The organism is Amycolatopsis echigonensis, assembly GCF_014174495.1.
GTDB classification, from domain to species: domain Bacteria; phylum Actinomycetota; class Actinomycetes; order Mycobacteriales; family Pseudonocardiaceae; genus Amycolatopsis; species Amycolatopsis echigonensis.
Genome location: NZ_JACJHR010000168.1, coordinates 1 through 7,722, shown reverse-complemented (window position 1 = coordinate 7,722; position 7,722 = coordinate 1). Strand labels below are relative to the sequence as shown.

The window sequence follows — 7,722 nt, the reverse complement described above, 5'->3', positions numbered from 1 at the left end:
TGCTCGGCACCTGGCAGTCGGTCTGCCTGGTGGACACGAACGTCGACAACCCCGTCCGCCGGGTCCGCTTCAGCTACCTCACCGGCTGATCCCGCCGTAGCATCGCTGCCGTGACGGCCATTCGCACGCACCGGCTGGTGCTCTGGGACATCGACCACACGCTCGTCGACTACACCGGGCTGGGGATCGGCTGGTACGGTGCCGCGCTCGCCGCGGCGACCGGCGTGGAATACCGCACGCACCCGGATTTCGGCGGCCGGACCGAACGCGCCATCACCGCCGACGTGCTGACCCTGCACGGGATCGAACCGGACGAGGAAACCATCCAGCGGATGTGGCGGGAGCTGATCGCGGCCGTCGAACGCGCCCGCGCGAGCCTGCCCGAGGAAGGCCGGGCGCTCGACGGCGCGGCGGCCGCGCTCGCCGATTTCGCCGGGCGCGAGGGCGTCGTGCAGAGCCTCGTCACCGGAAACCTGCCGGAGATCTCGCGGCACAAGCTCGCCGCGCTCGGTCTCGACAAGCATCTCGATCTGGAGATCGGCGGTTACGGCTCGCTTTCCGCACGACGCGCCGACCTCGTCCCGCATGCCGTCAAAGCCGCGGAAACGAAGCACGGCACGCAATTTCCCGCGGAATCCGTAGTAATCCTCGGGGATACTCCCCACGACATCGAAGCCGCGCTCGATTACGGCGCGGTGGCGATCGGCGTCGCCACCGGCTGGTTTTCCGCCGAACAATTGACCGACGCGGGCGCGCACCGCGTTTTGCCGGACCTTTCCGACCTGTCCGCCGTGCGTTCCGCGGTGCTCGGGCATCCCTGAGGCAGGCGACCGGCCTCACTCGTTCGGGCGGCGTTCGGCGTCAACCCCTGTTCGGGGTCGGATCCGCCGGGAAACACCCGAAAGCCAGCCCGTTTACGCTGGTCAGAGCATTGTTCTCGGTCCCGGGTCAGTCTTGGGGCCAGGGTCGGGTCCCCCTGGGGTAGCAGTCCCTTAGGGGGAGAAGTAGGTCCGACGGCCGATGACCGCTTAAGATCGCCGCGCCAGACTTTCCCCATGACGATCGCACAGGGGGGAACCGGCCTCACGGCCGGAGAGGCACGCGGACGGCTAGCGGTGCTGTGGCACCGGATTCCTTTCACGACGACCGTTGTGCTCGCGATCATGATCGTGGGGGTCGCGACCGGCTCGCTCTGGCACGCCGCGGAGCACCAGCACGCATTCCACTATTACGCCTACGGCCTTCCGTCGCTCGAGCACGGCCGCTGGTGGACGCTGTTCACCGGGCCGTTCTACGCCCTGCGCCCGTGGTTCTACCTGCCGATGGCGGGCAGTTTCGCGCTGATGGCCGGATTCGCCGAATGGCATCTCGGGACCCGGCGCGCGATGGCGGTGACCATCGGCGGGCAATTGGTGTCGACGATCGTTGCCGTGCAATTCCTCGAACTTTCCCGCAATTCCGGCTGGGATTGGGCCGACCGGATCGCCGGCACGCTCGACGTCGGCTTCTCCGGCGGCGCGCTCGCCGCGATCGCCGTCACCAGCGCGACCCTGCGCACGCCGTGGCGGCTGCGCCTGCGAGCCGGGCTTTGCGTGTACGCCGGGGTAGCGATCGTTTATGTCGGCACCCTCGCCGATCTCGTGCATTTCTTCGCGCTCGTTCTCGCGCTGCCGCTGGGTCGTCGGCTCGCCGGACCCGCCGCGCGCAACGCCAACAAACCGTCGTTGCGCGAATGGCGGCTGCTCGCGTCGGCCGGATTGGTGCTGCTGGTCGTCGCCGAAGTGGTGATGTGGCTGGTCCCCGGGGACGGCCCGTTCGGCTCGTCCGACTCGATCTCGTTGTCCGGCCACGAACTTCTCCCGCTGTGCATCGTCGCGGTGCCGATCCTCAACGGGCTGCGCCGCGGTTCGCGGTTCGCCTGGCGGTGCGCGATCGCGCTGTGCGTGCTCGCGGCGTCGCAGATGGCGGTGCTGGCCGGGGTCGTCGCGCTCACGCAGCTCGTGCGCGAGGACTACGACTTCAGCAGCCCGCCGCTGTTCATCGTGGACAATCTCTTGTGGACAGTGGAACTGGTGCTGCTGATCTCCGCGCGGCGCGCGTTCCGCGTGCCCTCGCGGCGCAGGCGGCGCAAGCTGTTCCGCGGCGGACCGGATCCGGCCTTCGCCCGGCTTCTGCTGGGCCGCAACGGCGGCAGCACCATCTCGTGGATGACGACCTGGCCGCAGAACACCTACTTCGTCGCCTCCGACGGCACGTCGTACCTGGCGTATCAGCGGCACGCCGGCGTCGCGGTGGCACTGGGCGACCCGGTCGCGCCGGACGGGACAAGCGAGGCGACGCTGCGGGAATTCTCCGCGATGTGCGAGAACACCGGGCTCGTTCCGTGCGTGTTCTCGGCGACCGCGGGAACCGTCGCGCAGACCAGGAAACTGGGCTGGCAGCACGTGCAGGTCGCCGAGGACACGTTGGTGGACCTGGAAAATCTCGAATTCCGCGGCAAGGCCTGGCAGGACGTGCGGACCGCGCTGAACCGCGCGAAGAAGGACGGGATCGAGTTCCGGCTGGTGCGGCTGGCCGAACAGCCGTGGTCGATCCGGGACCAGGTGCGGGCCCTGTCCGAGGAGTGGATCTGCGACAAGGGCCTGCCGGAAATGGGCTTCACGCTCGGCGGCGTGGACCAGGCGATGGACCCGGCGACGCGCGTCGGTCTCGCGGTCGACGCGGACGGCACGGTGCACGGCGTGACGTCGTGGCTGCCGGTGCACACCGGCGACGGCGAGGTCGGCGGATGGACGCTCGACGTGATGCGCCGCCGCGCGGGCGGATTCCGGCCGGTGATGGAGTTCCTGATCGCCTCGACCTGCCTGGCGTTCCGCGAGGAGGGCGCGAAGTTCGTGTCGCTGTCGGGCGCGCCGCTGGTCCGCAGCAACGACAGCACGCCGCGGCAGATGGTCGACCGGATGCTGGACGCGCTGGGTTCGATGATGGAGCCGTACTACGGATTCCGTTCCCTGCACGCGTTCAAGGCAAAGTTCCAGCCGCGGCACGAGCCGTTGTACCTCGCCTATCGCGACGAAGCCGACCTGCCGCGGATCGGGATCGCACTCGGCCGCGCGTATCTGCCGAACGCCGGGCTGATGGACTTGGCGAAGCTGGCGCTGCGACGTCAGCGCGTGGTCGGCGGTGGCGTGGTCGTGGACCGGTCCGCAGCCGGAACGCCGCGGTAGCTGTGCAGAATCCGGACGAGGTCGTCCTGGGACGCGGAGCCCGGGCGGCCCTGTTCGGAGTACGCGACCAGCACGGCTGACTTGTCACCGGCTCCGAGCGCGAGCGCACCGGCCAGCACGCTCCGCGGCTTGCACGCCACGTTGCCGCTGGGCGTGACCTCGGCGACCACGAGCATGCCCTCGCGGCTTTCGTTCGCGATCTTGACTTCGGTCTTCTCCGGCGCACCGGGCGTCACCTTCGCGGCCGGAGCGCCTTCGCCGGTGTACGCGCTGATGCCCAGGTCAGTGACGGCCTTGCGGGCGGCTTCGGCGGCGTCACCGGTCTTCTCCGTGGTGACACCGGCACCCCCGATCTGGCCGACCGCGTCTTCCTTGCAGCTGCCCTTGCCGAGGAACGCGCTGGCGGACAGGTTGATCCCGGGCGATCCGGCCGCCGGGTCCCAGCCGTGCAGCGTGGTCGGCGCCGGCTCCCAGGACGGCGGCACGTCGTACGCGTAGCTGCCGTCTTTGCCCGCCACCGACTGCCATCCCGCGACCACCGGCGGCACGACGACCCGAGGCTCCGGCTGGTAGGTGTACGGGGCGCGCGGAGTGTCGTCCGTGCTGGCGGAATGGTGGTTCTTGGCGGAGAAGACGTTGTAGCCGAACACCCCGATCAGGATGACGATCGGGACGGCCCGCACCAGGCGGAGATTGGCCCTGCGCGGCGAGGATCGCCGGAGCTGTGCCTGGGTGGGCCGCACGGGGGCCGCGCCTTGCTCCGGCGGCGGAGTGTGCTGCGGCTGCTGGACTGGTTCGGACGGCGCCGGGCCGGTTTTCCCGTACCCGGCGCTCGGGAACTTCGGCGCGTCGGACGGCTCGTACCCGCCGAAGCCGCTCACCGCGGCGTTGTCCTGGTACCCGCCGTCGTTCCGGCGCTTGCGCCCGAACCAGCCCACCGGCTTCAGCCGCGGACGAGCTTCGCGAGGTGGTCGACGACCGAATCGACGGCGATTTCCTCGCGTTCGCCGGTGCGCCGGTCCTTGACCTCGACCAGCCCGTTCGCGAGGCCGCGGCCGACGACGAGGATCGTCGGGACGCCGACCAGCTCCGCGTCGGCGAACTTCACGCCCGGGGTGGCCTTGCGGTCGTCGAGGATGATCTCGAGACCGGCGGCGTCGAGTTCGGCGGCGAGCTTTTCGGCGCCCTCGCGCACCGTCTCGTCCTTGCCCGCGATGACCACGTGCACGTCGAACGGCGACACCTCGCGCGGCCACACCAGGCCCTGCTCGTCGTGGTTCTGCTCGGCGAGCACCGCGACCAGGCGGGAGACGCCGACGCCGTACGAGCCCATGGTGATCCGGACCGGCTTGGAGTCCGGGCCGAGCGCGTCGACCTCGAAAGCGTCGGTGTACTTGCGGCCGAGCTGGAAGATGTGCCCGATCTCGATGCCGCGCGCGGCGACGAGCGTGCCGTGTCCGTCCGGCGACGCGTCGCCCTCGCGGACCTCGGCGGCCTCGATCGTGCCGTCCGGGGTGAAGTCGCGGCCGACGACCAGGTCGAGCACGTGGTGGTCGCGCTGGTCGGCACCGGTCAGCCAAGCGGTGCCCTCGACCACGCGCGGGTCGACGAGGTAGCGGACCCCGTTCTCCTGCAACGCCTTCGGGCCGATGTAACCCTTGACGAGGAACGAGTGCTTCGCGAAGTCGGCTTCCTCGAGCAGCTGCACCTCGGCGGGTTCGAGCGCCGCTTCGAGACGCTTGAAGTCCACCTCGCGGTCGCCCGGGACGCCGATGCCGAGCAGCTCCCACTCCTTCGCGCCCGGCTGGCGCGTCTTGACCAGGACGTTCTTCAGCGTGTCCGCCGCGGTGAACTCGCGACCGAGCCCGGCGGCGTTGAAGAACGCGACAAGCGTCTCGATGGTCGGCGTGTTCGGGGTGTGGTGGACCTGTGCCTCGGGCAGACCTTCGATCGGCCGGGCGGCGGGCACCGGCGTGACGACGGCTTCGACGTTCGCCGCGTAGCCCGATTCGGTGCTGCGGACGAAGGTGTCCTCACCGTTCTCGGCAACCGCCAGGAACTCCTCGGACGCCGAGCCGCCCATCGCGCCGGACGTGGCGGCCACGATCACGTACTCGAGGCCAAGCCGGTCGAACAGCTTGATGTACGCGTCGCGGTGGGCCTGGTAGGAGCGCTCGAGACCCTCGTCGTCGAGGTCGAAGGAGTAGGAGTCCTTCATGACGAACTCGCGGCCGCGCAGGATGCCCGCACGGGGGCGCGCCTCGTCGCGGTACTTGGTCTGGATCTGGTAGAGCGTGACCGGGAAGTCCTTGTAGGAGCTGTACTCCCCCTTCACGGTGAGCGCGAACAGCTCCTCGTGGGTCGGGCCGAGGAGGTAGTCGGCCCCCTTGCGGTCCTTGAGGCGGAAGAGGTTGTCGCCGTACTCGGTCCAGCGGTTGGTGGCCTCGTAGGGTTCGCGGGGCAGCAGCGCGGGGAACTGGATCTCCTGCGCGCCGATCGCGTTCATCTCCTCGCGCACGACCTGCTCGACGCGGCGCAGCACGCGCAGCCCGAGCGGCAGCCACGAGTAACCACCCGGGGCGACCCGGCGGACGTAGCCGGCGCGCACCAGCAGCCGGTGGCTGGGTACCTCGGCGTCCGCCGGGTCCTCGCGCAGCGTGCGGAGGAACAACGACGACATCCTGGTGATCACTGGGGACTCCCTGCGCTGGGCCTTAGGCGTTTCGCACAGAGTAGTCAACCCCCTGGCCGCGACGCATGCGGGTTATCGGCGGGCACGGTTTTTGTCGGTGGTCGCGGTTAGCGTGCGGGCATGGGTTTGGAGATGGGCATGATCACCGTCGACTGCGCCGAGCCGCAGCGCCTGGCGGAGTTCTGGACGGCGGCGCTGGGCGTTGCGGTGGCGGCGGACTACCCCGAGTTCGTGATGCTGGAGCGCCCGCCGTCCGGCGGCCCGAAGCTGGGGTTTCAGCGGGTGCCCGAGCCTCGGACCGGGAAGAACCGCATCCACGTGGACTTCGGAGCGGAGGACCGGGAGGCGGAGGTCCGGCGGCTGGTCGGATTGGGCGCGGTGGAGCTGGGCCAGCATTCGGTGCCTGGGGTGGAGTGGACGGTGCTCGAGGATCCGGAGGGGAACGTGTTTTGCGTGGCGGGGAGGGGAACGCATTGAGGAGGGCGTGAGGGATGACCGGGTCAGGTGCCGGATGACGTGGCGCTGATGTGGGCTGGCGGCGCTGAGGAGGGACGGCAGGCCCCGCCTGGTGCGAGCAGTGCCTAGCCTCCGGCCAAGGGTTGGCGCGGCCGTCGGTCCACGGGGGCGGCCGTCGGTCCACGGGGGCGGCCGTCGGTCCATGGGGCGGAGGGCAGCACCGGTCGTCCCGGAAACGGCTTGCGAGTTCCGGAAGCGAGCTTGCTCGTCCCGGCCGCGAGATGAGCAACCCGTGGCAGCGGCCGCCAGCTGACGCACGCAGTGGGCACGGTCACTGGCGAACGTCTCGACCGGTGGCCATGCGACCACGGGCGGCGAACGCACAGCTACCGGTGGGCCCGACGCGCCTGACTCGGCGGTCAGCTGAGCGGCACAACGTACCCGTAATTCCGCGCGGCGGTCCAGTACCCGCACCGCTCGTAGACCGCCAGCGCACGGTGGGTGTTGTCCACGTCCACTGACAGCGACGACGTCTCGAACCCCGCCGCGCGGCCGGCTTGGAGGGTGTGGGCCAGCAGGGCAGACGCCAGGCCCCGGCCGCGGGCCTCCGCCGCGGTGCCGACGTAGTTGACGTGCAGGTCCCGCACGCCGGCGGCCAGTGCGTCCGCCTCGGAGAACGACGACATCACGAACGCCACCACCCGGTCGCGTTCCGGGGAAAGGAGGAGGAACGACAGATCGGGCTGGAAGTCCTTGTTGCCGCGGAACCGGTGGTGCCAGTGGTCGGCGGAGAGCCACGTACTGCCCCAGTGGCTGGCAAAGGCTGCGTTGCGTGCGTCAAGCACCAGGGCGTCGTAGCGCTCTTCGCAGGCCACCAGCGGGAAGTCGTCCGGAAGCGGCGGGGCGGGCGGCAGCGAGCCCAGGTCCGCACGCATCTCCACGAAGGTGCGCTCCTGCTTGAACCCGCCGCGTTCCAGGAGCGAGAGGTACCAATGCTCGTTCTCGTGCGCGCCCGCGTGGAGTTCGAGCTTCGCGTCCGGGAAGTGCTGAGCGTGGACGCTCCGGGCCGTGCGCACGAGCCACTCCGTCAGCATCGAAGCGACCTCGTCCGTCCGGTAGCCCGGGTCGGTCAGCGACGCCACGTGCGGCTGATGCACCGGCTCAGCGGCGTCGCGCGGGATGACGAGGGCGTAGCTCACCAGGCGCGAGCCGTCCCAGGCGCCGATGCTCGCGCCGGGCAGGTCGACCGACGGGCCGGACATTTCCTGGCGCACGTCGTCCTCGCCCCAGTGCACCCCCGTGCGGTCGGTTTCCTCCGCGACCGCACAAAGCCGGGCGACCGCCGGC

6 protein-coding genes and 1 pseudogene are annotated in these 7,722 nt (G+C 70.2%); 4 read left to right on the top strand and 3 right to left on the bottom strand.

Annotation, left to right across the window (positions count from 1 at the left end):
- The 3 genes and pseudogenes from H5411_RS49945 to H5411_RS45440 form a co-directional block, all read left to right on the top strand.
- Positions 1–89 (top strand): annotated as a pseudogene (locus H5411_RS49945) (YjbQ family protein); the annotation flags it as partial.
- A gap of 30 nt (positions 90–119) precedes the next feature.
- The gene (locus H5411_RS45445) at positions 120–821 is read left to right on the top strand and encodes a haloacid dehalogenase-like hydrolase (RefSeq protein WP_167442138.1); all 702 of its coding nucleotides are present in this window, start codon (positions 120–122) and stop codon (positions 819–821) included.
- 234 nt (positions 822–1,055) lie between these two features.
- A complete protein-coding gene (locus tag H5411_RS45440; RefSeq protein WP_101435063.1) occupies positions 1,056–3,227 on the top strand; it encodes a bifunctional lysylphosphatidylglycerol flippase/synthetase MprF in 2,172 nt (723 codons plus the stop codon).
- On the opposite strand, the gene H5411_RS45435 is transcribed toward H5411_RS45440, so the two are convergent.
- A complete protein-coding gene (locus H5411_RS45435; protein WP_183127904.1) occupies positions 3,167–4,165 on the bottom strand; it encodes a hypothetical protein in 999 nt (332 codons plus the stop codon). The two genes, H5411_RS45440 and H5411_RS45435, sit on opposite strands and share 61 nt — an antisense overlap.
- Positions 4,166–4,170: 5 nt before the next feature.
- Complete coding sequence (locus H5411_RS45430) at positions 4,171–5,919, bottom strand: proline--tRNA ligase (RefSeq protein ID WP_183127903.1); 1,749 nt, start codon at positions 5,917–5,919, stop codon at positions 4,171–4,173.
- Between the two features lie 120 nt (positions 5,920–6,039).
- Between H5411_RS45430 and H5411_RS45425 the strand changes: the two genes are divergently transcribed.
- On the top strand, positions 6,040–6,396 hold the full coding sequence (locus H5411_RS45425) for a VOC family protein (protein ID WP_183127902.1): 357 nt from the start codon (positions 6,040–6,042) through the stop codon (positions 6,394–6,396).
- 398 nt (positions 6,397–6,794) lie between these two features.
- On the opposite strand, the gene H5411_RS45420 is transcribed toward H5411_RS45425, so the two are convergent.
- Positions 6,795–7,722 (bottom strand): GNAT family N-acetyltransferase (locus H5411_RS45420; protein ID WP_183127901.1); only part of this gene is annotated, 928 nt, incomplete at its 5' end.